Source organism: Pacificoceanicola niger, from assembly GCF_048553275.1.
Taxonomy (GTDB): domain Bacteria; phylum Pseudomonadota; class Alphaproteobacteria; order Rhodobacterales; family Rhodobacteraceae; genus Pacificoceanicola.
This window is the reverse complement of the sequence record NZ_JBLZMW010000010.1, coordinates 130,229-156,161: the sequence shown is the minus strand read 5'-3', so window position 1 is coordinate 156,161 and position 25,933 is coordinate 130,229. Positions and strand designations below refer to the sequence as shown.

The following is a 25,933-nucleotide window of genomic DNA, read 5'->3' as shown; positions in this document are numbered from 1 at the left end:
CTTGGATCAATCGCTTCTGTTCAAAGGCCCAGCATCGCAGCGATGCGGTTTTTCTGAATGTCGGAACTGCCCGAATAGATCAGCCCGCCCATGGCGTTGCGCAGATGGCTCTCGATCCCGGTCTCGGTCATGTAACCGGAGCCGCCATGCAGGGTGATCGCGTCGATCGAATTGGCCACATGCGCCTCCGAAATCGCCAGTTTGGCCGAGGCGAATTCCAGCGAGGCATTGCCACCCCCCTCCATCGCAATCACCATGCGGCTCAGCCAGCTGCGCGCCGATTGCAGCCGCATATGCATATCCGCGACCCGGTGGGAAATCGCCTGATGGCTTCCAATGGCCGCACCGAATTGCTGCCGCGTCCTGGCGTGTTCGATGCAACGATCCAGCTGCCGACGCATCTCCCCGGTCTGCAGCGCGAAGATGGTCAGGATCTCCCAACGCATGACGTAATCGAGGATCGAGAAACCCTGCCCTTCCCGCCCGATCAGCCGCCCCGCCGGCACACGGACGCTGTCGAAATGGAGATCCGCCATGGGTGCGGTCCGCAACCCCATCTTCTTGCGCGGCTTGCCAATGGTGAAGCCTTCGGACGCGGTATCGACGGCAAAGGCGGAAAAGCCGCCAAGCGCGCCCTTCGTCGGATGGGTGCGCGCGTAGACCACCATGACATCGGCAATCGGCGCGTTGGAAATAAAGCACTTCTCGCCATTCAGGATGTAGTCATCGCCGTCCCGCACCGCCGTCGTCTTCATCGCAAAGGCGTCCGAGCCGCTGTCCGGCTCGGTGATCGCATGGGCGCCCACAAGTGCCCCCTCGGCCAGCTTCGGCAGCAGCGCGGCGCGCAGGGCGTCCGAGCCAAAGCGCGCCACCGGCAGGCAGGTGCTGCACAGATGCGTCGAGAGCGAAAACCCAAGCCCGCTGTCCTCGCAGAGCGCCCCGAACGCCTCAAACAGCTCCGCCAGTTCCGGCACCGACAGCGCCAGCCCGCCATGCTCTTCGCCGGTGACAACGCTCGTCAGCCCCGCCTCGACCACCGCCCGCCAACGATCCGCGCCAAAGCGGCTCATCAGATCATCGTCCTGCCAGCCCGCGTTGAAGGACGGCGCCCATTGCGCCAACCCCTCAAGCAGCGGGGCCATCATGTCGGGGCGGTAATTTTCGGAAACACCGCCAAGCGGCAGACTGCGGATCGTGCGCATCACATCTCTCCAATATCGGGACGTTCAAGAATGAGGCTGCCGTTCAACCCGCCGAACCCCAGCGAGTTTTTCATCGCCACGCCGGACGACAGACGCCGGTCGGTCCCGGCGAGCGGTAGGGAAAATGGAATGGCCTCGGGGTCCTGCGTGGTCAGCATCGGCGGCGCGCTCCCGGATCTCAGCGCGAGGATCGTCGCGACAATCTCGATGGCGCCCGCACTGCCGAGCAGGTGCCCGGTGCTGCCCTTGGTCGAGCTGATGATCAGATCGCCGGCCTCCGGTCCGAACACCCGGCCAAGCGCCTCGGCCTCCGCCGCATCGTTCAACGGCGTACCGGTGCCGTGACAATTGACATAGCCGATTTCCTCCGCCTGCCGTCCGGCCTGCGCCAGGGCCTGCTGCATCGCACGGGTCAGCCCGCTTGCGTCCGGGCTGGTGATATGGTGGCTGTCACTCGACAGACCCATCCCGCTCAGCCGCACGATCGGCGTCGCGCCGCGCGCGCGGGCGTGCTCTTCGGCTTCGATCACCAACATCGCCGCACCGTCCCCGATCACCATGCCCTTGCGGGTGCGATCAAAGGGCCGACAACTGTCCCGGTCCATGGCGCGCAGCGCGTTGAACCCGGCGAAATCCGCCTCGCGCATGCGATCGCTGCCACCGACAAGCATCACATCCGCATCGCCGCTGCGCACCCGCGACAGCGCATAGGACATCGCCCCGAGCGACGACACGCAGGCGCAGGAAAACCCGCACACCGGCCCGCTCAGCGCGAACACCTCGGCCAGAACCTTCGCCGCGCTCGCCGGTGTGACAAGGTCCGGCGCCACGCGCTCCCCCTGCCCGGCCATCAACGCGTCGCTGTAGTCATCCATCAGCCCGCCCGAGGTCGTCGCCACGGCGCAGCCCATCCGCGCAGGCATCTGCGACAGCCCCGCCATACCAATCGCTTCGAGCGCCGCAAGCAGGCCATGCCCGGCGCAGTCGATCTGCGCCTGTGTCAGGTCCGCGATCCGCCCCGTCTGCGCGGCCTGTCTCAATGCCCCTTCGGTCGCGCAAGGGTCCGCGGCAAAGGCGCGCCGGGCGCGAAAGCCCCTGGTATCGAACTGCGGCGGAGCATCCGGTCCCGGGCCGCCCCCCATCAAGAGCGCCTCGAACGCATCAAGCCCAAGAGCCCCCCGCGCCACCACGCCCAGCCCGGTCACGACAACACCCCGGCTCATGTGCACAGGTCCATCTGCCTGATCCCGATGCGGGCAACAACGCCGCTGCCCGCCGAGGCGGCTGCTGCGATCTGCCAATGCTCCGGGCCGCGATGGCCCACATCCGGGCTGTGCAGCAGGTCGTGCACGGCCAGAAGGCCGCCCGCACCGAGAAAGTCGAGCGGGCGGGGGGAAAACGTCGGCGCGGCGGCCTCATCGGCACAAACCGCGATCAAGTCGGAAGACGGCGGGTCCACAGGCGCGCTGTGCACGGCGGTGATCACCGGCAGTCCGGCCCGGCCACGGGCCAGCACATCGCGCTCCCGCTCCAGCAGCAAAAGCACCATCGCCTCGCCAAAGGCCTTGCCCGGTGTGCTCTGCGCGCGGGCGGACAGGTGATCGGCAATCGGCGGCGCGAAATCCTCGTAGGCCGCCACCAAAACGCGATCGCAACGCCCTTCGTTCAGCCAATCCATGGCGATCTGCAGCGCATCGAGCCCGGCCGCCTCAAGGCTCACTGCCGCTAGGCAGGGCCCTTCGATTCCGTATTCGATGGCCGCCGCAGAGACCGGATAATTGTGCGTCGCTTGCGCAAAACTCACCGGATCGACACCGCGCGGCCCCTTCCGGCGCAGGCGAAAATGCATCTCGAACACCTGCGAGCAGCCATAATGCGAGCCGGAAATCAGCCCGGTGCGCGGACCGGCAATCGCCGCGCGGCTGAGCCCGGCCTGCGTCAGGACACGGGCGATCATGCGATCCAGCCGGTGCGAGACGCGCGTATGCCGTCCACGGCTGGTCCGGGCGTCCGCCTCTGCCGCGCCATGATCGAGGTAATAAACAGGAAAAGGACCAAAGGGCGCATCTGCCACGGGCCGCTCCGGAGGGAGGAAGTCCTGGTTCGCGGCATCGGCCAGACTCGCCGATATTACGATGCTGTCCGTCATGTCAGTGCAACCCTTTGGTCAGTCGGTGGGGATAAATGCGCCTCGGCCACCTGGGAGGAGTGGCGACCGCGGCGCGGACAGGGAGTAGAAACGAACGAGGTTTCAATAAGCCGAGCTGTCACCGCCCAGCGAATGACGTTCATTGCCCTTGAGCGGCGGGTTGAACACACAGACAAGCCGCATGGTCTTGCTCGCCTTGAGCCAATGCTTGTCGTGCTTGTCGAGCGCGTACATCGTGCCGGGTGTGATCGCATGCGTCTCGCCGGTCTGCTCGTCGACAACTTCGCCTTCACCCTCAACACAGTAGCAGGCTTCCAGGTGGTTCTTGTACTCAAGCAAAGACGCCGAGCCAGCCTCGACCACGGTGTCGGTCAGCGAATAGCCCATCTTGTCATTTTCGATCAGAAGGCGGCGGCTTTTGCCGTTGCCCCAATCCACATCGCGTTCGGTATTGGCGATTTTTTCAAGCGAATTGATAATCATGGTGTCCTCGTGTGAAATTAGAAATCGTCCAGGATATTGAGCTTATGTTTCCGCCACCCTGGCATGAATCATGTATACCCCATATACTTCGTGGATAGTTTGCAGTTTTGTTGCGAACTATTTTTGTTGAACACGAAAAATTCACCACATGGGCAGAGGGTTTCACCCAGCATGATCGCCCTGTGACAAAGTATTTAACCCATTATTAACAATCGGTTGGAACGAAAAAGGCCGCCGTTATACGGCAGCCTCGCTGGGATTAAATCGAATAATGGAATGGTATTTGCGCCAGATCACGCCATATCGGCGACAAGCGATCCGGATTTGAACTTTGTTTCTGTCTGAAACATCGTCGCATGTTTTTCCTGCAGGCCACCCAGGATCATATCGTAGGGCAAATCACAATATTCGCCATGATCACACATTATCTCCATATATGCGCGCCCCGAATCGTCAAAAGCATGGTGAACGCAATCCTGCTCGCCATCGAACTCCAGCGGCGTCATGCCATAAAGCTGACACAGGCGCGCATTGAACACCGGGGTCGCCTTGATCCACCGGCCATCGAGCTGCAGCGAAACCAGCACGTGATAATGGAACACCGTCGTCCCCATCATCCGGGCAAGTTGCGGTGAGCACAGGTGATTTTTCACATCCGTCAGCCACAGCTTCGCCGGGATTCCGGCGCGGCGCAGCAGCGCGGTATAGACGATGGATTTGTGAATACACAGGCCCGAGCGCCGCTTCAGAATTGCACTCGCCCGCATCTTCGGACGCGAAAAATCCGCGTTGTAGATCTCGTAAAACAGCCCGTCCCGCACCGCGTAGAACAGATCCACGGCAATCTGCCTGGGATCGTCACCGCTGTTTGCCGTGGCCTTGTCAAAAAACGCCGCCACGCCGGGATCGTCGTAATCCAGGAACTCGGTCGGTGCGAGAGTCTCGGGTGTCATGTCACATATCCTCCAGAGTGGTGCAGAGCGCATTGGGCAAGACCACGCTGATTTCCGTGCCGATCCCAAGCGTACTTTCGATATCAATACGCCCGCCAAGCCCGTTCACGATGGTCTTGCAAAGATAAAGCCCAAGCCCATAGCCCCCCGACGCCCGTCCCCGGGATTCATCGGCGCGCCAGAACGGCTCGGTCATATAACTGAGTTGATCGGCGGCGATGCCGATGCCTTGATCCTTGACCGCGATGCGCATGTCACACCCCGTCTCGCCGTCGCCGGAAAACCGCACCACAATCGGATTTCCCTCGCCATATCGCACGGCGTTGCTGACAAAGTTCTTCAGCAGCACGCTGGTCAGGAAACTGTCGAAATAGGCGGTCTTGCGTCCGGTATCGTTCCGGATCGAAATATCCACACCCTGATGGGTCAGCTGCGCAATCTGTTCGCGGGCATAGGGCTCGATGTCGATGAAATCGGCCGAACTCTCACCGGAACTGCGCTTTTCCGCGGCGAGGATCGACGACAGGATCTCCTCGACCACCGAAATATCCTTGCTGATCTGATCGCGGAGCGTCGCGTCGGGCACCATGTCCTTGCGCACTTTCAGGCGCGACAGCGGCGTCAGGATCTCATGCGGCAGCGCCAGGAGCATATGGCGACGGCTTTCGTGAATCCGCTGCAGCTCCGCAACCATCTTGTTGAAACCATCCGCAAAGGTCCGGTATTCGCCGAAGGTCTTCTCAAGCGGGATCTGATAGCTCAGATCCCCCTCCTCGACCCGGCGAATGCCAAGCGTCAGCACATCGAAGGGCAGCGTCAGGCGCCGGATCAGCAGGTAGATCGCCGCAATCGCGAACAGCACCGACATGACCACGATCCCGACGAGAAACAGCGCATAGGTCGAAATCGGCCGCCCGAATTTCGGCAGGACGCTCACCGTATCGCCGCGCACCGACACGGCGGCGTAATTGTCGCCCAGACGCCGAATGGCGATGCCATCCTTGTCATCCACCGCATCCTCGTAAATCGCTGCGAACCTTGAATTTTCGGCCTCCTGCCGGGTCATCAGGATCATCGGCTCCTCGCCGATCACCTTCACCCGCTCGCCGGGATTCAATGCGCTTTCGGTGAAGGCATCGAACAACGCACGCGCCAGATACCGGCGCGGATGTTCGTCCGCCACACGCTGCAGCGACAGCACCAGGACAAGGCTCAGAAGCGCCGTCGACGCCAGCGTCGCCCAGAGAAGATGGCTGAAGACGGACCGGGTGCGCACCCAGAGTTTCGCCTGCTCGATCGCGGAAGTCATGAATTCTGCTCTGCCTTTATGCAATAGCCCTGTCCACGCAAGGTCTTGATGAAGTCCGAGGCCAGCCCCTGATCGCGGAACTTCTGACGCACCCGGTAGATGATCGTATCAATCATAGCGGGATCACTTTGCTCGGTGTACCCGATATGGGTCAGAATATCGGCGCGGCTCAGGATCACGCCCTCCGCATCCGCCAGCGCCGTCAAAACCCGAAGCTCCAGCTCCGTCAGGTTGACCGCATACGGCCCGTAGACCGCAGACATATGCGTCGGCGACAAGTGCAAGCCGCTGTGCGCATCCGCTTCCGGCTCCGGGGCAACGACCCCGCCGTCATCGCGCTTGCGCCGCACCACCGCACCAATCCGGGCGACGAGTTCCCGCATCTCCACCGGTTTGGCGACAAAATCGTCAAACCCGCCTTCCAGCGCCACGATACGGTCCGTCAGCTCCGCCCGCGCGGTCAGCGCGACAATCGGAATTTCCGCGTAAGGCTTGCCGCTGGACCGGATCGCGCGGCACACGGCCATGCCATCCAGCTCGGGCAGCATCATGTCCAGCAGCAACACGTCGAACGCGTCCCGGTCAAGCTGCTCAAAGGCCTGCGACGGGGCATGGGACAGGCTCAGCGCCATTCCGTATTTTGCCAATACCGGCTGCATCAGGCTGCCCAGCTCCTCATCGTCGTCAAGAATCAGTACGCGCAAGTCTTTTGTCCTTTTTTCATTCAGCGTGACTGTGGGAGACGCGGGCCGCGACCGGCGCGGCCTTCCGCGTCAAAAGGTATAGGTAAGGCCCATCTGCACGGAGCTCTTGTTCGGATTCGCGCCATAGATCGAGCTGTCATCTCCAAACGTCGTGATACCGCGCAGGTTGAACGATCCATTCCGCCCCACAGGCACATCGTAGGAGATTTGCGCCAGGCCGCTACCATCATGCTGTACATAGAAGCCAAGCAGCGAAATATCGCTGTCGCCCCAGATATCGTTCCACGCCGCGCGGGCGAAAATCTGCTGCTGGGCCAGCGGTTCCTGGCGGCGCGCCGCAACACCGTAGATCGCACCAGCCGCCGCACCATCCGGCCCCGCAGCCCCGGCAAGCGCGTCAATCTCAGAGCCGCTAAGCCCCGCTGTATTCAGATGATATTCCAACGTCAGGGAAATATCCCGCTGCCCGACGATCTGCGTCGGCAAGGCCCAGTTCAGCCCCAGCGCCGCGCTCCAGTGCCAGTCTTTGCCCTGCCCTGCGCCAACGCCGTTGCGAAACCCGAGAGAGCCAAGAGACGTGCCCAACGCCTCGTCCGCAATCGACAGACGCTGCTGCGCCATGACCTCGGAATAGAGCACCAGATTGTCCCCGACACCGCCGCTCAGCTCAAAGCCGAGGCCCGGATCGCCGTCGATCATCACCGCATTGGCAGTCAACGAAAGGTTGTTTCCTGTGGGCGGCGTGAGCTTGAGAAACCACGCCTCTGTCGGGTTCGTCCGGTGCAGCTGCAAACCATAGTTGTCCGCATCGGTCCAGACCGTGCCCATGTCGGCGTCGATCTCCGGGCGGTAACCGGCGGTCACCAGTGTCTGACCAATCGTCGTTGTCCCGGTCAGGGCCAACACCCCAAGCCGCTCGTTGCGCCGGTCCGCCGGGGCGGCACTGCCGGTCACCACAAGACTGTCATCCTTGAACCAATCTGTTGGATTGTAGCCCGTCGCCACGCCATTGCGGATGTTGATCCGGCCAAACTGCACCGTGGTCTGCGGCCCGAGCGCAAAGCTCAGCGCCAGCTCCTGCACGTCGAAATTGAAGTCATCCTCGAAGCGGAACGCCCGACCGGACACCGTATCCGCCCGCGCCCGCAGATTGAACAGCAGACTGGTTCTGTCGGTGATCTCCCGCTGGCCGAAGTAATGCGCCGAGAGGCGAAAGGCATTCTGGGTATCGCCGGCCAGATCGGTGTTGTGGAAGGCGCGCGCCTCGACCTCCAGCGTGCCATGCCGGGGCCGCCAGCGGTCCTCCTCCACATCGGCAAGCATGACCGCCTCGGCCTCCGGATCAATGTCGCCCTCCGGGACCACCGGCGCGCCCGCCACATCCGGAGGAAGCTCAGCCTCCCCCGGAGCGGCTTCGGCAGTTTCCGACGCATTCGGCGCGGGGCCCGCTTCGGTTTGGGGAACACCACTCAGATCACCGGCGCCGGGCAGATCAGGCGGGAGGTCAAAATCCTGGGCCGCGGCGGGAAGGGCGAGAAAGAGAGCGAGCGCCGGAGCGACCGAATGCATCAGAAGACGGGTCATGGATGTGTCTCCTTTCTTGTCAAAAGTTCAGGGAACAGGGCCGGGCTCAGCCCTTGAAATTCGGCAGCCATTCCTTCTGGAACCAGCTTGCCGGAATGTTTTTGGAGCGGTAGTTGCCCATGGTCATCACGGTCACCTTGTTCGGATCAAACCCGTCGGCGATGATGATCTCGGTCGGCCGCGTTGCGCCCATGGCGCCCTTCAGCTTGCGATACCAGGCGACTTTGATCAGCTTGCCGGAGTTCGTGTAATACTTGCCCTTGATCGGCTGGTTGCTGCTCTGATCGACCCAGAAGTCCACCGCGCTGTAGGGGGCGGAGCTGGCCTTCTGCGTCAGGCGCAGCTTGTGACAATCGTGGTTTTTCTTGTCGCCATCCGCCACGGTCTCGGACCCGACGAGCGAGACATTGTAATCCCCGACAAGGTTCGAGCTGACAACATCCCCGTTCGAGGCATTGCCAAGCAGGCGCTGGCGCGGGGAAATCCGCACGGAGGCCTTGGACGACGGATCATAGAGCCAGAGGTTATTGCCATTGCGCAGCAGGATCTTGCCACGGTCAGCCGAGGGCGCATTGATGTGAACCAATGTCTGAAACTGGCTGCCCGTCGGGCGGGAATAGGTGGTGACCGTGGTCTTTTCCTTCACCCGGCCACGCTCATAGTTGATCAGGGCGACATCGACCGCAAAGCTCGTCTGCGGATTGCGGATGGCATCGGCCTTGCGCAGGATCGAGGCGGCGTTGTTGGCGGCAAAGGCCGGCAAGCCGAGCGAGCCCATGGAGGCGGCGGTTGCCCCGCCGAGGAGAAGATTGGCAAATGCACGACGATCGAGTTCCATTGGTCTTTCCTTTCGTGTGGCAGCACGCGAGGGGCTGCATGGAATTGGGGTTTCGGTTGAAATCTCAGGGGGCCGGGGCGCGGCCCCCTGTCTTGGTTCACTGTCTGCCGTCAAGCGCGCTGCAGGCTCTCGACGATGTTCAGACGCGCGGCCTTGAACGTCGGCCAGACCGAGGCGAGGAAGGACAGCGTCACCAGCACGGCCACCACACCAATCGCAAAGGTCGGATTGTCGAGCACCATGAGCTGCACGGTCAGCGGCGTGGCATTGGAGGGCGGCGTCCACTGCAGCCCGGCGGCATTGATCACATTGGAGATCAGGACAGCGGAGCCGAGGGCAATCGCCGCACCGATCACACCGATCAACGTGCTTTCGGTGAGGAACAGCGCCCGGACAAACCCCTTGCGGAAGCCAAGCGCCCGGATCGTGCCGATCTCCTTCACCCGCTCGACGATGGTCATCGAAATCGTGTTGACGATGGTAAAGACGATCACGATCGACAGGACGATGCTGACCACGATGAACATGAAGGTGAACATGCCGAAGATGCGGTCAAACGTCGGGTCCACTTCGGTGAAGTGATAGACACTCAGGTCCAGACCGGCCTCGCTCATCACCGTTTCGACGCGGGCCTTCACGGCATCGACCATGGCCGGGTTCGCGACCTGAAGCATCAGCGCCGTGGCTTCCTGGCTGTCACCATACAGAAGGCTGCGCGCCTGCTCGAAGTGCATCATGATAAAGCTGTTGTCGATCGCGCGGATCGCCTGCGCCTGTGCGCTCTCGATGCCGACGCGGGCAATGTTCGGCACGCCCGAGGAGGTGGCCGCCATGACATTCAGCTGCGGCTGCGCCGAGCCATTGCCCTGATCGGCCAGACCGGCCTCTGTTCCGACAAGCGACGAGAAATCCTGTTCTTCCCCGGCCAGGGCGACGGCATCCACCGGCGCATCCTGACAGTTCGGCACGTTCAGCGCCGCGCAAAGCCCCATCAGCCGCGCCATGCCCAGACCGACGATCACACTTTCCGAGCCGTCCGCCGCAAGCCCCGTTGCCGGCGTCACCTGCCCGATGTTCCAGCCATCCCAGCCGCGCATCGCGTCGATTTCCGCCGGTACGATGCCCGTGCCGATGAAGGTCTTGGAATTGCCGGTCTCGGCGTTCCCGGCCACACCGGCCAGATCAATCCGCGGCGTGATCACCGCGAGGGACTCGGACAGCATCGGATCAGCCGCCAGAAGCGCCGCCACCTTGTTCCAGTCCTTGATGGTGTAGGCATCGGGGTTGGCCGCGCCGAACTCCAGATAGCCGTCCCGATAAATCTGCAGGTTCCCCTGCTCCTGGATCATCGAGGTCTGCACCCCGTACCAGATCGAGGTCACGAAACCACCGAAGAGCAGCGCGGCAAGCCCGCCGATCCCGATGGCCAGCGCCGTGGTCACCGACCGCCGCGCGTTCTTGAAGATATTGCGAAGGGCAATTTTCCAGATCATATCCGTTACTCCCCGGCCGTCTGGCCGTCGATGATGTTGATGATGGCGCTGCCCGGAGTGATCAGATCGGTGTCATGCGTGCAGATCACCACGGAGGTGTTCAGCTCGGCCTTGATCCGATCCATCAGCGCCACGATTTCGCGCGAAGTCTTGGTATCGAGATTGGCCGTCGGCTCATCCGCGATCAGCAGCGTCGGCTCGCTGACCAGGGCGCGGGCGATGGCCACACGCTGGCGCTGGCCGCCGGAGATCTCGCCGGGGCGGCGATCAACGTACTCGCTCAAACCCACCGCATTGAGATAGTCCAGCGCCTTGGCCTTGCGCGCCGCGCCGCTCATCTTGCGGTTCAGCAGCGGGAACTCGACGTTTTCCCGAACCGACAGCACCGGGATCAGGTTGAAGCTCTGAAAGACAAACCCGATGTGTTTGGCCCGGAAATCCGCCGCCTGCCTGTCGCTCAGCCCCGTCACATCCTCGCCGAGGATCTCCAGAACGCCGCTCGTCGGACGATCCAGCAGACCAACCATATTGAGCAGCGTGGATTTGCCGCTACCGGACGGGCCGGTAATGAAGGTGGTCTCGGCCTTGGCAATGGTGCCGGACACGCTCCTGAGCGCGGGCACCTCGACGCGGTCCATCTTGTAGATCTTGCTCAGCCCCTTGAAGCTGACGGCGACATCACGGGCGCCATGCGCCCCGGGATTGTGCGCCATGTCGTATTGGAACGACTGCGGGTTATAGGCGGTGTTCACGGTTTCGGTCCTCACGGGTGGATGTTTCATCTGCATCCAATTTACGGACCAAGAGGCGATTCACTCAAACAACAAAGAGTGCTAAATCAACGCGCTTTGAATATGGGATTTTGACGATATGGCGAAAACCAGAACAGGACGCTCACACTCAATCATATTCGCGCCATAAAATCACAAAGCGAAAAGGAATGAATACAAACCGCCAAAGAAGCGCGGGCTCCTTCGGCGGCATGTGTCGTCTAAAGTTGTTACGGGCGGCGGGGTCAGGCGAGCTGCGCGCGGGCCGAAACCACCGTGCCGCGCTGCAATCCGTGCATCGCCGATGCGGCCAGACCCAGCGCAATCAGCGCCATAACTGCCCGCATGGTGTTCCAGAAATACCAGCCCGCGCTGTACTCGCTCCAGATCGGCCCCGCCTCTGCCCCCGAAAGCGTCCCCGCATCAAGCGCTTCCAACGCATGGTTCAGGGGCACATTGATATTCACCGTGGGCAGGAACGAGCCGCCGAAATACACCGCCGCCGCCGCAAGCAGGAATAGACCCGCCATCTGCTTTCCCCGGACATAGAGCAAGGCCGCACAGCCAAGCGTGATGATCGGGGTGAACAGAAAGGTGAACAGGAACACGCCATTCCGCGTCCCCTGGTTCAGCTTTTGCATGGCTTGAATGGCGTTGATTTCCGGCAGCGTGTTCAGACCCTGTATCACGGAAACCGAATAAGCATAAAAGAACCCACCAATTGCTCCGAACAACACGATGGGGACAAGGCACAGTATGTAATTGAGTCGAAACATGGATGAGACTCTCTTTGACAGATGGCGTTTTACTGCAGAAGAGAATAGCGCATGTCCCGCAATTTCGGAATGGCTCCAAACAACACTCGACAAAAAGGGGTATTTCCGGGATAAATGATTGAATATGACACTCTGTCACACACCGTCACGCCCCGGCATACGCTCTGTGATCCCATGATCAGATTCCGCCGGGTTTCGTCACGGTTCTCGCCCGCACCGCGCCATGTCTTCACGCGTGCCCGCAATAGTTGTGTGACGCGATGTGATCCGGCCGGGGAGGCCGCCGACCGGCGCGCCCCCTGTTTTCTCGACTCAAGCCCGACTCAGGCGACAGCGGGCGTCGTCACCTGGCCCACCAGCGAATAGCCCCGGCCACGTACGGTCCGGATGAAATCCACCTGCGCGCCCGCATCCTTGATCTTGGTCCGCAAGCGATAGATCAGCGCGTCGATGCTGCGCGAATAGATCACCGTGGTGCCATGCACCTCGCCCAGCAGGTCGTCGCGGTTCAGGATCTCGCCCGGCTTCTGCGCCAACGCCGCGATCAGTTCGAACTCCATCGACGTGGTGTCGAGCTTGGTCCCGTTCACCAGCACCTGCGCCCGCTGCGTCTCGATCTGCATCACATCGCCTTCCAGCGTGATTTCACAGAACAGGCCGGACTTGCCCTGCGGCGCCTGTTGTGCCGGTGCGGGCGAACCGGTCTGCGCCGCTGTCTCGGGTGCGCGTGTGCGCCGCAGAATCGCATTGATCCGCGCGACAAGCTCGCGCGGCTCGAACGGTTTCTTCACGTAATCGTCCGCCCCGGTCTCCAGCCCCACAACCATGTCGGTCAATTCGGTCCGCGCCGTCAGGATAATGATCGACACATCCTTATAAGATGCATTGGAATAGCGGATTTGGCTGCACATCTGCAGCCCATTGATCTCGGGCAGCATGACGTCGAGCAACACGAGATCGTATTGATTGGCCTCCAGCGCGGCGAATCCGGCGCTCGGGCTGTGAACGGCATCCAGCGCGATGCTGTAATTCTTCAGAACTTCCGCCGTCAGCGACGCAAGCTCGACATCATCATCAATCAAAAGAACGCGTATCATGACAATCTATTCGAAAATAACATAAAAAAACATGTGTCTGGCGGGCGGGCGGCGTCTACTCTCCGGGCAAGGCCTCAGTCGATCTTGCTGATGTGGCGTCTCTCGCATGAACGTTCCCTTACGTTAATCATCACCCAGCTTCGGCTTAAAGAAGATATGGCCGCATGTCTACAACCTATGGTGCATATTTCATGGATACTCGGGAAAGAAAACCTGCCATTTATAATCAGGTAAACATGACAGAAATGCGAAGCGAGACGCCGACCCGCCTGATCGTTGGCCTGTCCGGCGCGTCGGGCATGCCGTTCGCCTTAAGGTTGCTTGAGGTTTTGCAGGGGATCTCTGTCGAATCGCATCTGATCATCTCCAAGGCTGCGGTTCAGACCCTCGCGGTCGAGACGGAAAACGGCTTGGACCTGGCCAAATCGCTTGCCGATCATCTCCATTCCAACGCGGATATCGGCGCGTCCCTTGCCTCTGGCTCGTTTCGGGCGCACGGCATGATCATCGCGCCCTGTTCGGTCAAGACGCTGGCCGAGATCGCCAATGGAATCGGCTCCAGCCTTCTGACCCGGGCCGCCGATGTCACCTTGAAGGAACGCCGCCGCCTCGTGCTCGGGGTGCGCGAAACGCCCCTGCACCTCGGCCATCTGCGCAACATGACCGCCGCCACGGAAATGGGCGCGATCATCGCTCCACCGATGCCGGCGTTTTATACGCAAGGTCAGACACTTGACGATCTGGTGAATCACCAGGTGCAGCGCTGGCTCGATGCGCTTGGCATTCCCGTCACCCTCGCCCCGCGCTGGAAGGACGACACCGCCGGATAACGGCAGCGTGAACATCACACTTTACATAAGTGATAAAATATTACTTAATGCCCTCACAGAGCGGGAGGACGCTCTTTCAGGGAGGTAATACCATGACACTCAAAAACGTGCTCCTCGCGAGCGCCATCGCATTCGCACCGGTCGCGGCCGCAGCGGAGATGACCATCGGCTTCAGCCAGATCGGCTCCGAGTCCGGCTGGCGTGCCGCCGAAACGACCGTCACGAAACAAGAGGCCGAGGCCCGCGGCATCGACCTCAAATTCGCCGACGCGCAACAGAAGCAGGAAAACCAGATCAAGGCGATCCGCAGCTTCATCGCCCAGGGCGTCGATGCGATCCTGATCGCACCCGTCGTCGCCACCGGCTGGGACGAAGTGCTCGAAGAAGCGCAGGACGCAGAGATCCCCGTGGTCCTGCTCGACCGCACCGTCGACGCCGACAAATCGCTCTATCTCACCGCCGTGACCTCCGATCTCGTGCACGAGGGCAAAGTTGCCGGCGAATGGCTGGTCAACGAGATGAACGGCGAGGACTGCCGCATCGTCGAGCTTCAAGGCACCACCGGCAGCTCCCCCGCCATCGACCGCAAGACCGGCTTCGAGCAGGGCATCGCGGGCCACGACAACCTCGAAATCGTTCGCTCGCAGACCGGCGATTTCACCCGCTCGCAGGGCAAGGTCGTCATGGAGAGCTTCCTCAAGGCTGAAGGCGGCGAGAACATCTGCGCGCTCTATGCGCATAACGATGACATGGCCGTCGGCGCGATCCAGGCGATCAAGGAAGCCGGTCTGAACCCCGGAACCGACATCAAGATCGTCGCCATCGACGCCGTGCCGGACGCGCACCTTGCCATCGCCAATGGCGAGATGAACGCCACCATCGAGCTGACACCGAACATGGCAGGCCCGGCGCTTGACGCGCTCGAAGCCTACTTTGCCGATGGCACCGAGCCGGCGAAGTGGATCCAGACCGAATCCAAGCTCTTCACCAGCGCGGATGACAATCAGGCGATCTACGAGGTCAAGAAAGACCTCGGTTACTGACGCCTTTCGCGGGACAGGCGGCTTCCTCCCGGCTGTCCCGCCCCTGCCGGGCCCTTCCTCGGCCCGGCCCTTTCCGCTTTGACGGCTTTGAAATATCCAGCCCCGCGAATAAGGTCCGGTCATGACAGATGACACGCGCCCCGTTGCCGCCCCCGTGCTGCACGCCAAGGGCATCTCCAAGTTTTTCCCCGGCACCATTGCCCTCGACGAGGTCGAACTGATCCTGCACGCGGGCGAGGTCCACGCCCTGCTCGGTGAAAATGGCGCGGGCAAATCCACCCTGATCAAATGCCTCACCGGCGCCTACCCGCGCGATGGCGGCACCATCATGCTCGATGGTCAGGACGTGACACCGACCTCCACCGCCGACAGCCAGCGGCTCGGCATCGGCACGGTCTATCAGGAGGTCAACCTGCTGCCCAATCTCACCGTGGCGGAAAACCTCTACCTCGGCCGCCAGCCCGGCAAACGCGGGTTCGTCAATCGCCGCCGGATGAATGCCCTCGCCCGTGAAAGCCTTGCCGGCTACGGCCTCGACATCGACCCCGGCGAGCCGCTGACCCATTACTCGGTCGCCATTCAGCAGGTCGTCGCCATCGCCCGTGCCGTGGAAATGTCCGGCAAGGTGCTGATCCTCGACGAACCCACCGCCAGCCTCGACCGCGACGAAGTACAACTGCTGTTCCGCGTCATCCGGCAGCTCAAGGCCCGTGGCCTCGCCATCGTCTTCATCACCCATTTCCTCGATCAGGTCTTTGACATCTCGGACCGTGCCACGATCCTGCGCAATGGCCGTGTCGTCGGCACCCGCGATCTGTCCACGGTCACGCAATCGGATGTGGTCACGCTCATGCTCGGCCGCCAGCTCGAAGAGCGCGTACACAAACATGTGGAGCAAAGCACCGGCCCGTCCCTCGTCGACATCGAAGGGCTGACCAAACGCGGCATGATCGAGCCGATCGACCTGACCATTCACGAAGGCGAGGTCGTTGGCCTGGCCGGGTTGCTCGGCTCGGGACGCACCGAAACCGCCAACCTGATCTTTGGCGTGGTCCAGTCCGACAGCGGCACGATCCGCCTGCGCGGCAAGACCATCAAGGTTGGCAACCCGCGCGACGCGGTCGCCCACCGCTTTGCCCTTTGCCCCGAGGATCGCAAGACCGAAGGCATCGTCGGGGATCTGTCGGTCCGCGACAACATCATCCTCGCACTGCAGGCGCGGCAAGGCTGGATGCGTCCGATCCCCCGGGCCAAGGTCGAGGAAATCACCGAAAGCTACGTCCGCGCCCTCGACATCCGCCTGGCCAGCCTCGACATGCCGATCCGCCTGCTTTCGGGCGGCAATCAGCAAAAGGCCCTGCTCGCCCGCTGGCTCGCCACCAACCCCGACTTCCTCATTCTCGATGAGCCGACACGCGGCATCGACGTCGGGGCGCATGCCGAAATCATCGCCCTGATCGAACAATTGCGCCGCGATGGCATGGCCCTGCTCGTGGCCTCCTCCGAACTGGAGGAGCTTGTCGCCTATTCCACCCGCGTCGTCGTCCTGCGTGACCGCAAGCAGGTGAAGGAACTCAAGGGCGATGAGATCACCCCGGCCAACATCGTCCGCGCCATCGCCGACGACACCGACGCCCCGCAAAAGGAGCCTGCCTGATGCCCGGCCCCAAGCCTTCGATCCTCAAACGGATCACGCCACAGCTTTTGATCCTCGCCGCGGCGCTGCTGCTCAACGTTCTGGTATTCCCCGAGTTTTTCCACGTCGATTTCCGCAACGGCCGCCTGTTCGGCAATATCGTCGACGTGCTGAACCGGGGCGCACCCGTCGCGCTTCTGTGCATCGGCATGACGCTGGTGATTGCCACCAAGGGCATCGACCTCTCCGTCGGCGCGGTCATGGCCATCGCCGGGGCGACCGCCGCCGCCATGGTCACCAATGGCCACGGCTGGGGCACCGCGCTGCTGGCCGCGCTGGCCGCCGGGGGGCTTTGTGGCCTCTGGAACGGCATTCTCGTCGCCATCCTGCGCATTCAGCCGATCGTCGCCACGCTGGTGCTCATGGTCGCGGGACGCGGCATCGCCCAGCTCATCACCGAGGGCAAGATCCTTACTTTCTCGAACGAAGGGCTGATCCATCTTGGCGCGGGCACCATTTTCGGCGTGCCGACGCCGATCCTGATCTGGATCGTGCTTGGCGCGCTGATCATCTTCGCCGTGCGCAAGACCGCGCTTGGCATGTTGATCGAGGCCATCGGCATCAATGAACGCTCCTCGCGCCTTGCGGGCATCAACTCCCGCCTGCTGCTCGTTTGCGTCTATCTCGTCAGCGGCCTCTGCGCCGCGCTGGCGGGTGTGATCGTCGCCGCCGACATCAAGGGGGCGGATGCCAACAACGCCGGGCTCTGGCTCGAACTCGACGCCATCCTGGCGGTGGTCATCGGCGGCAACTCCCTGCTCGGCGGGCGCTTCTCGATCCTTGCGTCCCTGATCGGGGCGTTGATCATCCAGTCGGTCAATTCCGTGATCCTGCTCTCCGGGCTGCCGCCGGAATTCAATCTCGTGATCAAGGCGATCCTGATCCTCGGCATCCTCGTGATCCAGAGCCCGCGCATTGCCACGCTGATCTACATGCTGCGCGCGTCCGGTCCACAGCCGCAACCGGACCGCCCTCCCCTGCCCCACGAGCCAAAGGAACAGGCGCGATGATCCGTTCAACCCACCTGCCGCTGATCGTCACGCTGGCGACCTTCGTTCTGGCCTTTGCGCTCTGCGGCTATGCCTACCCCGCGATGCTCAGCACCCGCGTCGTGGCCAACCTTCTGACGGACAACGCCTTTCTCGGCATTGCTGCCGTCGGCATGACCTTCGTGATCCTCTCGGGCGGCATCGACCTCTCCATCGGGTCCGTGATCGCCTTCACCGGGGTCTTCCTTGCCGTGATCCTGCGCGACACCGCCATTCACCCGCTGATGGCCTTTGCTCTGGCCCTGACCATCGCCACGGCATTCGGCGGCGCCATGGGCGCGCTGATCCATTACCTCGAAATGCCACCCTTCATCGTGACGCTGGCAGGCATGTTCCTGGCGCGCGGGGCGGCCTATGTGCTCAGCACCGAATCCGTGCCGATCACCCATGAATTCTACGACACCCTCCAGGGCCTCTACTGGAAGGCACCCTCGGGCGGGCGGTTCCGGCTCATCGGCGGGCTGATGGTGCTGACCTTCCTCGTCGGCATCCTCGTCGCCCATCGCACCCGCTTTGGCCAGAACGTCTACGCCCTGGGCGGCGGCCCCCAGACCGCCAAACTCATGGGCGTGCCCCTCGCCTCCACCACCATCGGCATCTACGCCATTTCCGGCGGGCTCGCGGGTCTCTCCGGCATCGTCTTCTCGCTCTACACCTCCGCCGGCTACAGCCTCGCCACGGTCGGTGTCGAACTCGACGCCATCGCCGCCGTCGTCATCGGCGGAACGCTCCTGACCGGCGGCTATGGGTTTGTCGCGGGAACATTTTTTGGCATTCTCATCATGGGTCTGATACAAACCTACATCGTGTTCGACGGCACCTTGTCGAGCTGGTGGACAAAGATTGTCATCGGAGGGCTGCTGTTCGCGTTCATCCTCCTTCAGAAAGGGCTGACGTGGGCAACGCAAACAAGACGAAAAACAGCGACTGGCTCCGCCGTTCCTTCATGACCCTTCTGCAAGCCGGGGGCGGGGCAGATCGCGCATCCAATCACACGGCCTTTGTCGTGGAACAGTTGGGACGCGCCATCGTCGCCGGTGAATATCCCGAGGAAACGATGGTGCCGCTCGATCCGGACCTGTGCGAGATGTTCGGCGTCTCCCGAACCGTCGTGCGCGAAGCCAAGAAAACCCTGATCGCCAAGGGCCTCATCCAATCCAAGGCCAAGGTCGGCACCCACGTCCGCCCGGCCGATGAATGGACCATGTTCGATCAGGACGTCATGCGCTGGCATGCCTCGGTCAAGAACCCCACGCGCTTTTACGAAGAGCTCTACGAGATCCGCATGATCTTCGAGCCCGCCGCCGCAGAACGCGCCGCAACCCGCGCCAATCAGGTCGACTGCGATGTGCTCTTCGCGCTCTGCGACACTCTCGCCGCCGCCAACAGCCGCGCTGATTTCGCCGTCGCCGACTACGAATTCCACAAACAGGTGCTGCGCCTCTCCGGCAACCGCTTCCTGCAATCGCTCGGCGATCTGGTGCAGACCGCGCTCTACGCGCTCTTCCTCTCCGAAAGCCAGGAAGACTTCCCGGAACGCCGTGAACTCGTGGTCAATCGCCACCGCGAAATCGCCCGCGCCATCGCCTCCGGCGCCGCCGCCGAGGCCCGCGCCGCGATGCAGACGGTCATCACCGATGGCTTCGACAATGCCATACCCGGCCACCGTCTGACCGCCTGAACCGAAAAAAACAAAAAAAACAGAAAAATCGACCCCGCTCTTTCTGGGAAATTTGTTAATCTCTCCTAAATGCGTCAGGATTGCGGTTGCGTTGGGGGCCTTCTTCTCCGACAAAAACGGTTAAACTGCCTATTTGCGGAGCCTTGAATGAGCGAAATCAGCCTTCTGCCCATCATCGCCATCCTGCCCTTCATCGGCGCATTGATGCCCGGCATCATGATCCGGGCCGGGCGCAACGCCTGTGCCGCCTTCACCGCCGCCCCAACGCTGCTTGCTTTGGTGATGCTCGGCACGCTGGCGCCCTCGGTCTACAGCGGCACGGTCTACACCACGCAATTCTCGTGGATTCCGCAACTGGGTCTGGAGGCCTCGTTCTTCCTCGACGGCCTTGGCCTGATGTTCGCCTGCATGATCCTCGGGGTTGGCCTGCTGATCACGCTTTATGCCCGCTTCTACCTCTCGGGCAAGGACCCGATGGGGCAGTTCTACACCTATCTGCTGCTCTTTCAGGGCGCGATGCTGGGGATCACGCTGTCCGATAACATCCTGCTTTTGCTCATCTTCTGGGAGCTGACCTCGCTCAGCTCCTTCCTTTTGATCGGCTATTGGAAGCACCTCCCCGAGGGCCGGCAGGGCGCGCGCATGGCGCTCACCGTCACCGGCGCCGGGGGTCTTGCGATGATCGGCGGGATGCTGATCCTCGGCAATATCGTCGGCTCCTACAACCTCACGGACATCCTCGCCGCGGGCGATCTCATCAAATCCCACGACTGGTATCTCCCCGCGCTGATCCTGATCCTGCTCGGGGCCTTCACCAAATCGGCGCAGTTCCCCTTCCACTTCTGGCTGCCGCACGCCATGGCCGCACCCACGCCGGTCTCCGCCTACCTGCACTCCGCCACGATGGTGAAGGCCGGGGTCTTCCTCATGGCGCGCATGTGGCCCGCCCTCGCGGGGACGCCGGAATGGTTCTACATCGTCGCCACAACCGGTCTGATCACCATGGTGCTCGGCGCGGTCATTGCCCTGTTCAAGGACGATCTCAAGGCGCTCCTCGCCTTCTCCACCGTCTCGCACCTTGGCCTTCTGACCATGCTTCTGGGCTTCGGGACCAAGGCCGCCGCCATCGCCGCCGTCTTCCACATCCTCAATCACCTGACCTTCAAGGCCGCGCTCTTCATGACTGCGGGGATTGTCGATCACGAGGCCCACACCCGCGACATCAAACGCCTCGGCGGGCTGCGCAAACTCATGCCGATCACCGCCACCATCGGCACGATCACGGCGCTGTCCATGGCTGGCATTCCCCTCTTCAACGGCTTCGTTTCAAAGGAAATGATGCTGGCGGAAGCCGCCGAAACCACGTGGTGGGAAAATCCCTGGATCGTGTCCGCGCTGGCCACGCTCGGCGCGGTTTTCTCCGTCGCCTACTCGCTGCGGTTCATCTTCCACACCTTCGAGGGTCCGGTGCGCGACGACTACCCGGCCAAGCCGCACGATCCGCCCTTCGGCATGTACGCCTCCCCTGCCCTGCTGGCGATCTTCGTCGTGCTGCTCGGCATCTTTCCGGGGCTGGCCGAAGGCGTCGTCAGCATGGCCACCTCCGCCGTCGTCGGCGAGCCCGTGGAAGCGCATCTCTACCTCTGGCACGGCTTCAAACCGGCGCTCTTCATGTCCATGGCGGCCATCGTCGGCGGCATCGTCCTGCTGCTCCTGCACCGCCCGCTGGACGCCGCGTGGATCGCCGCACCGCGCCCCGAAGCCAAACGCCTCTTCGACGATCTGATCCGGGCCGTCGTCCGCCTGACCCGCCGCATCAACGACGGGCTGCACAATGGCGCGCTGAGCCGCTATCTGGCGATTTTCTCGGCCGCAACCGTGGCGATTGGGTACCTCGCCTACCGTGGCGGCGGTCTTGCCCCGGCCACGCGCGAGATGCTCCCGACCCCGCCGCTGACGCTGATCGGCTGGGCGCTGCTGGTGCTGGCCACCGTTCTGGTGGTCGTTATGCACCGCATGCGCTTTGCCGCGCTGATCGCGATTTCGGTGATCGGCCTCGTGATCTCCGTCGGCTTTGTCTATCTCTCCGCCCCGGATCTCGCCCTGACCCAGATCAGCGTCGAGACCGTGACGATCATGCTTCTGCTGCTCGCCCTGCACTTCCTGCCAAAGGAAACGCCGGTTGAATCCAGCATCGGCAAACGCCGCCTCGACGGGCTGATCGCCGCCGCCTGCGGCATCGGCATCGGCGCGCTGGCCTTTGCCTTCATGACCCGCGATTTCGACTCGATTTCCGGCTATCACCTCGCCAATTCCTACAAGGGCGGCGGCGGCACAAACGTCGTCAACGTGATCCTCGTGGACTTCCGGGGCTATGACACCTACGGCGAAATCATCGTCCTCGGCATCGCCGGTCTGGCCATCTATGCCTTGATGGAGGCGCTTCTGAGCGGTCCCGCCGGGGCGCGCCTGCGCAATTCCGGCTACAACAACGACCGCAGCCACGACCGCCACCCGCTGATGATGGTCATCGCGGCGCGCCTCATGCTGCCTATCGCGGGGGTTGTCGGCATCTTCATCTTCCTGCGCGGTCACAACGAACCCGGCGGCGGTTTCGTCGCGGGTCTGGTGATCTCCATCGCCCTGCTGATTCAGTACATGGCGAGTGGTTTCGCATGGACGACAAGACGCCAACGCATTGAATATCATGGATTAATTGGCTTTGGCGTGGTCATCGCGGGGCTCACCGGCCTCGGGGCCATCCTCGCCGGGGCGCCGTTCCTGACTTCGTGGTTTGCCTATGTGAACCTTCCCCCGATCGAGGAATTCGAGGTGGCCACGGCCGCGCTCTTCGACCTCGGCGTCTTCCTCTGCGTGCTTGGGGCGGTGATGCTCATGCTCTATTCGCTCTCCCGCCTCGCCCGCCATTCCGGAGAAACCGTGAACACAGAACCGATGGACTACGATCCTTCCCGGGCCACCCACTTCTTCGAAGATGGCTTCCGTTCGGACAAGGAGACCTGAGATGGAACTGCTCGTCGCGTCCGCCGTCGGCATCCTCACCGCCTGCGGGGTCTACCTGATCCTCCGCCTGCGCGTCTTTGCCGTCATTCTCGGGATCTCGCTGCTGTCCTATGCGGTGAACGTCTTCCTGTTCTCCACCGGGCGGCTGAAAACCAACGCCGCGCCCATTCTCGATCCCTACGCCACGGACATCGTCTATACCGACCCCCTGCCCCAGGCGCTCGTGCTCACCGCCATCGTCATCAGCTTCGGCATGACCGCCGTGCTGGTGATGTTCACCCTCGGGGCCTATCTCGAAGCGGGCAATGACAAGATCGACATGGATCAGGTGGAACCGGACGTGGACAAACCCATCGTCGAAGGCATCGCACTCGACATGAACGCAGAGCCGCAGGAGGACCGTTCATGATCACCCACTGGATCATCGCCCCCGTCATCCTGCCCGCCATCATCGCGCCGCTGATCGGCTTTGTCATGCGGCACGACATCACCGTGGCCCGGGCGTTTTCGGTTGCCGGAAACATCCTGCTCGTCGCCATCGCGGCGGGCCTCGTGGCCATGGCCGGGGACGGCACGGTGCATGTCTACCGCCTCGGCGACTGGCCCGCGCCCTTCGGCATCGTCCTCGTGCTCGACCGTCTCAGCGCCACCATGGTGCTGCTCACCGCCGTGCTTGCGCTGATTGTCCTGATGCATGCCATCGCGAGCAATTGGGATCGGCGCGGGCGACATTTCCATGCCCTCTGGCAATTTCAGCTCATGGGTATCTGTGGCGCCTTCCTCACCGGCGACGCCTTCAACCTCTTCGTCTTCTTCGAGGTGCTGCTGATCGCCTCTTACGGCCTCATGGTGCATTCCGGTGGTCGCGTCCGCCTTCAGGCCGGGCTGCAGTACGTTGTGATGAACCTCGCCGGGTCCACCCTCTTCCTGATCGCGCTCGGCACGCTCTATGCCACCACCGGCACGCTCAACATCGCGGATCTGGCGTTGAAGGTTCAGCAAATGAGCCCCGACGACGCCGCCCTGCTGCGCGTCGCGGCGGTGCTTCTGCTGATCGTCTTCGCCATCAAGGCGGCGATCTTCCCGGTGCACTTCTGGCTGCCCGCCACCTATGCCAACGCCCCTGCCCCGGTCGCCGCGCTCTTTGCGATCATGACCAAGGTCGGCGCCTATGCCATCATCCGGATTCACACCGTGATCTTCGGGCCGAGCACGCCGGCCACCGAGGGTCTGATCACCACCGTGCTCTTTCCCGCCGCGCTGATCACCATCGCCATCGGGGCCATCGGCGTGCTTGGCGGGCGGCGGCTCATGTCGGTGCTGGCCTATTCGGTGATTGGCTCCATGGGCACGCTCATGCTCGCCATTTCGGTCTTTGAACCCTACGCCATGAGCGCCGCGCTCTATTACATCATCCATTCGACCTTCGCCGCCGCCGCGCTCTTCATGATCGCTGATCTGGTGATCACCCGGCGCGGCAACGACATCCTCAGCCCGCAGCCCAAGACCCTGCAAAACGGCCTCTTTGCCGCGCTGTTCTTTGGCGGCGCGATCGCCATGGCCGGGATGCCGCCGCTCTCCGGCTTTCTGGGCAAGCTGCTGATCCTCGACTCGCTGCGCGGCGAGTGGATGACACCGGCCTGGATCGCCATCCTGCTCGGCAGCCTCGTGACCATCCTGGGCTTTGCCCGCGCCGGGTCTGTCCTGTTCTGGAAGTCCGAATCCGTGACCCCGGAAGAAGGCACCGAACCTGTCGACGCCCTGCCCCCGCCGCCTCAGGCGCCCTTTCTCGAATGGGCGCCCGCCGGTCTGGCAATCCTCGCGCTGGCCGCGCTGACGATCTTTGCCGGGCCTGCCATGCGCTATGCAGAAGGCGGCGCGACCGAGCTGTTTGACCCTGCGGGCTATATCGACGCCGTGCTTGATCCCGATGCGGAAACCAAGGTGTTCGGGGATGCCGCCCTTGAGGCCGAAAAGACCGACATGCCGGCTGACAAGACCGATCACGGCGACACCACGCACAGTTCCGGGGAGGGCCATTAAGCCATGTTCAAACGCATCTTCCCCCATCCCCTGCTCAGCCTGCTGCTGGTCATCGTCTGGACCATGCTGGTCAACAAAGTCACCCTTGGAAATCTGATCCTTGGCGTGATCATCGGCTTTGCCCTGCCCATCATGACCGCCGCCTACTGGCCCGGCCGCCCGGAGATCAAACACCCGTTCAAGAGCGTCGGCTATATCCTCATCGTGATGTGGGACATCGTTGTCGCCAATGTTCAGGTCGCCCTGATCATCCTGTTCAAACGGCACAGGAACATCCGCTCGCATTGGATCGTCGTGCCGCTGGAGCTGACCACGCCGGAGGCGATCACCGTTCTGGCGGGGACCATCACCATGACGCCCGGCACCGTGACCGCCCTGCTCTCCGCCGATGGCGGCAGCCTTCTGGTACACTGCCTGCACACCGACGATCCGGAAGCCGTCATCCATGAGATCAAGACCCGCTATGAGGCCCGCCTGAAGGAGATCTTCGCATGATCGGATACGCCCTCACCTTTGCCTTGAGCTGTTTCGGGATTGGACTGCTGTTCTGCCTTTGGCGGCTGCTGCGTGGCCCCACCCGCGCGGACCGCATCCTGTCGCTCGACACGATGGTCATCAACATGATCGGCATCCTCGTGCTCTACGGCATGAAAAACGGCACCGCCGTTTATTTCGAGGCCGCCATGCTGGTCGCCATGGTTGGTTTCGTCTCTACCGTCGCGTTTTGCCGCTTCCTGCTGCGCGGCGATATCATCGAATAAGGAGAAGCCCATGATTGCAGATATCATCATCTCCGTCTTTGTCGTCTTCGGCGGGATTTTCGGTTTGGTCGGCTCTTTCGGCCTCGTCAAACTGCAGGACGCGATGCAGCGTCTTCATGCTCCGACCAAGGCCACGACGCTTGGTCTCGGCGGCGTTCTGATCGGCTCGATGATCTATTTCGGCTTTGTCGACGGTCACGTGTCCTTCCACGAGCTTCTGATTTCGCTGTTCCTGTTCATCACCGCGCCGATCACCGCGCATTTCATGGCCCAGACCTACCTGCGGATGCACCGTGAAGAGAGCGATCTGCCGGACAGCGGCCGCCCCGTCGGCTGGTCGATCTATCAGGATCCGCCCTCCATCGAAGAGGCCGAAAAGGCTCCCAACGCCTGAAATTGTCAGCTGACAATTTTTCGCTTCTGCACCGCACGATCCATTTATCGGGTC

The 25,933-nt window shown here is 62.4% G+C and carries 25 protein-coding genes; 12 read left to right on the top strand and 13 right to left on the bottom strand.

Translation table 11 applies throughout. The annotated features are described in order from the left end of the window. Nucleotides 1-20 precede the first annotated feature (20 nt). The 13 genes from ACN2XU_RS14155 to ACN2XU_RS14095 form a co-directional block, all read right to left on the bottom strand. The gene (locus ACN2XU_RS14155) at nt 21-1,202 is read right to left on the bottom strand and encodes an acyl-CoA dehydrogenase family protein (protein WP_419411103.1); all 1,182 of its coding nucleotides are present in this window, start codon (nt 1,200-1,202) and stop codon (nt 21-23) included. After that, on the bottom strand, nt 1,202-2,425 hold the full coding sequence (locus ACN2XU_RS14150; RefSeq protein WP_419411102.1) for a beta-ketoacyl-[acyl-carrier-protein] synthase family protein: 1,224 nt from the start codon (nt 2,423-2,425) through the stop codon (nt 1,202-1,204). The genes ACN2XU_RS14155 and ACN2XU_RS14150 overlap by 1 nt, the downstream gene beginning before the upstream one ends. Continuing rightward, nucleotides 2,422-3,351, bottom strand: a complete 930-nt coding sequence (locus tag ACN2XU_RS14145; RefSeq protein ID WP_419411101.1) for a beta-ketoacyl synthase N-terminal-like domain-containing protein — start codon at nt 3,349-3,351, stop codon at nt 2,422-2,424. Before ACN2XU_RS14145 ends, ACN2XU_RS14150 begins: the two co-directional genes overlap by 4 nt. A gap of 102 nt (nt 3,352-3,453) precedes the next feature. After that, nucleotides 3,454-3,834, bottom strand: a complete 381-nt coding sequence (locus ACN2XU_RS14140; RefSeq protein ID WP_419411100.1) for an ectoine synthase — start codon at nt 3,832-3,834, stop codon at nt 3,454-3,456. A gap of 293 nt (nt 3,835-4,127) precedes the next feature. Beyond that, nucleotides 4,128-4,787 (bottom strand): transglutaminase-like domain-containing protein, encoded by a 660-nt coding sequence (locus tag ACN2XU_RS14135; protein WP_419411099.1) that lies wholly within the window; start codon nt 4,785-4,787, stop codon nt 4,128-4,130. Between the two features lies 1 nt (nt 4,788). Next, nucleotides 4,789-6,096: a sensor histidine kinase gene (locus tag ACN2XU_RS14130; protein ID WP_419411098.1), complete on the bottom strand. Its 1,308-nt coding sequence runs from the start codon at nt 6,094-6,096 to the stop codon at nt 4,789-4,791. After that, nucleotides 6,093-6,800, bottom strand: coding sequence for a response regulator transcription factor (locus ACN2XU_RS14125; protein ID WP_419411097.1), 708 nt, complete (start codon nt 6,798-6,800; stop codon nt 6,093-6,095). The genes ACN2XU_RS14130 and ACN2XU_RS14125 overlap by 4 nt, the downstream gene beginning before the upstream one ends. Before the next feature lie 69 nt (nt 6,801-6,869). Further along, nucleotides 6,870-8,384, bottom strand: a complete 1,515-nt coding sequence (locus ACN2XU_RS14120; RefSeq protein WP_419411096.1) for a hypothetical protein — start codon at nt 8,382-8,384, stop codon at nt 6,870-6,872. A 46-nt stretch (nt 8,385-8,430) separates the two neighbouring features. Then, on the bottom strand, nt 8,431-9,222 hold the full coding sequence (locus ACN2XU_RS14115; protein ID WP_419411095.1) for an outer membrane lipoprotein-sorting protein: 792 nt from the start codon (nt 9,220-9,222) through the stop codon (nt 8,431-8,433). 110 nt (nt 9,223-9,332) lie between these two features. Then, nucleotides 9,333-10,715 carry an ABC transporter permease gene (locus ACN2XU_RS14110; RefSeq protein ID WP_419411094.1) on the bottom strand — a complete coding sequence of 461 codons (1,383 nt, stop codon included), beginning with the start codon at nt 10,713-10,715 and terminating at the stop codon, nt 9,333-9,335. Between the two features lie 5 nt (nt 10,716-10,720). Then, nucleotides 10,721-11,467: an ABC transporter ATP-binding protein gene (locus tag ACN2XU_RS14105; RefSeq protein ID WP_419411093.1), complete on the bottom strand. Its 747-nt coding sequence runs from the start codon at nt 11,465-11,467 to the stop codon at nt 10,721-10,723. A gap of 263 nt (nt 11,468-11,730) precedes the next feature. Continuing rightward, on the bottom strand, nt 11,731-12,261 hold the full coding sequence (locus ACN2XU_RS14100) for an anthrone oxygenase family protein (protein ID WP_419411092.1): 531 nt from the start codon (nt 12,259-12,261) through the stop codon (nt 11,731-11,733). 323 nt (nt 12,262-12,584) lie between these two features. Further along, nucleotides 12,585-13,358 (bottom strand): response regulator transcription factor, encoded by a 774-nt coding sequence (locus ACN2XU_RS14095; protein ID WP_419411091.1) that lies wholly within the window; start codon nt 13,356-13,358, stop codon nt 12,585-12,587. 236 nt (nt 13,359-13,594) lie between these two features. Between ACN2XU_RS14095 and ACN2XU_RS14090 the strand changes: the two genes are divergently transcribed. The 12 genes from ACN2XU_RS14090 (at nt 13,595) to ACN2XU_RS14035 (ending at nt 25,879) form a co-directional block, all read left to right on the top strand. After that, entirely contained in the window at nt 13,595-14,188 is a 594-nt protein-coding gene (locus tag ACN2XU_RS14090; RefSeq protein ID WP_419411090.1) for a UbiX family flavin prenyltransferase, read from the top strand. A gap of 92 nt (nt 14,189-14,280) precedes the next feature. Further along, a complete protein-coding gene (ytfQ, locus tag ACN2XU_RS14085) occupies nt 14,281-15,231 on the top strand; it encodes a galactofuranose ABC transporter, galactofuranose-binding protein YtfQ (protein WP_419411089.1) in 951 nt (316 codons plus the stop codon). A 121-nt stretch (nt 15,232-15,352) separates the two neighbouring features. After that, nucleotides 15,353-16,888, top strand: a complete 1,536-nt coding sequence (locus ACN2XU_RS14080; RefSeq protein ID WP_419411088.1) for a sugar ABC transporter ATP-binding protein — start codon at nt 15,353-15,355, stop codon at nt 16,886-16,888. Further along, nucleotides 16,888-17,937: an ABC transporter permease gene (locus ACN2XU_RS14075; protein WP_419411087.1), complete on the top strand. Its 1,050-nt coding sequence runs from the start codon at nt 16,888-16,890 to the stop codon at nt 17,935-17,937. The genes ACN2XU_RS14080 and ACN2XU_RS14075 overlap by 1 nt, the downstream gene beginning before the upstream one ends. Beyond that, nucleotides 17,934-18,926: a galactofuranose ABC transporter, permease protein YjfF gene (yjfF, locus tag ACN2XU_RS14070; protein WP_419411086.1), complete on the top strand. Its 993-nt coding sequence runs from the start codon at nt 17,934-17,936 to the stop codon at nt 18,924-18,926. Before ACN2XU_RS14075 ends, yjfF begins: the two co-directional genes overlap by 4 nt. Then, nucleotides 18,923-19,657, top strand: a complete 735-nt coding sequence (locus ACN2XU_RS14065) for a FadR/GntR family transcriptional regulator (protein WP_419411085.1) — start codon at nt 18,923-18,925, stop codon at nt 19,655-19,657. The genes yjfF and ACN2XU_RS14065 overlap by 4 nt, the downstream gene beginning before the upstream one ends. A gap of 147 nt (nt 19,658-19,804) precedes the next feature. Next, complete coding sequence (locus ACN2XU_RS14060) at nt 19,805-22,681, top strand: monovalent cation/H+ antiporter subunit A (protein WP_419411084.1); 2,877 nt, start codon at nt 19,805-19,807, stop codon at nt 22,679-22,681. 1 nt (nt 22,682) lies between these two features. Then, on the top strand, nt 22,683-23,090 hold the full coding sequence (locus ACN2XU_RS14055) for a Na+/H+ antiporter subunit C (RefSeq protein WP_419411083.1): 408 nt from the start codon (nt 22,683-22,685) through the stop codon (nt 23,088-23,090). Then, on the top strand, nt 23,090-24,724 hold the full coding sequence (locus ACN2XU_RS14050) for a monovalent cation/H+ antiporter subunit D (protein ID WP_419411131.1): 1,635 nt from the start codon (nt 23,090-23,092) through the stop codon (nt 24,722-24,724). The genes ACN2XU_RS14055 and ACN2XU_RS14050 overlap by 1 nt, the downstream gene beginning before the upstream one ends. A gap of 3 nt (nt 24,725-24,727) precedes the next feature. Beyond that, nucleotides 24,728-25,219, top strand: a complete 492-nt coding sequence (locus ACN2XU_RS14045; protein ID WP_419411082.1) for a Na+/H+ antiporter subunit E — start codon at nt 24,728-24,730, stop codon at nt 25,217-25,219. Further along, entirely contained in the window at nt 25,216-25,485 is a 270-nt protein-coding gene (locus ACN2XU_RS14040; RefSeq protein WP_419411081.1) for a K+/H+ antiporter subunit F, read from the top strand. Before ACN2XU_RS14045 ends, ACN2XU_RS14040 begins: the two co-directional genes overlap by 4 nt. A 10-nt stretch (nt 25,486-25,495) precedes the next feature. Further along, nucleotides 25,496-25,879: a Na+/H+ antiporter subunit G gene (locus ACN2XU_RS14035; RefSeq protein ID WP_419411080.1), complete on the top strand. Its 384-nt coding sequence runs from the start codon at nt 25,496-25,498 to the stop codon at nt 25,877-25,879. Nucleotides 25,880-25,933: the final 54 nt, after the last annotated feature.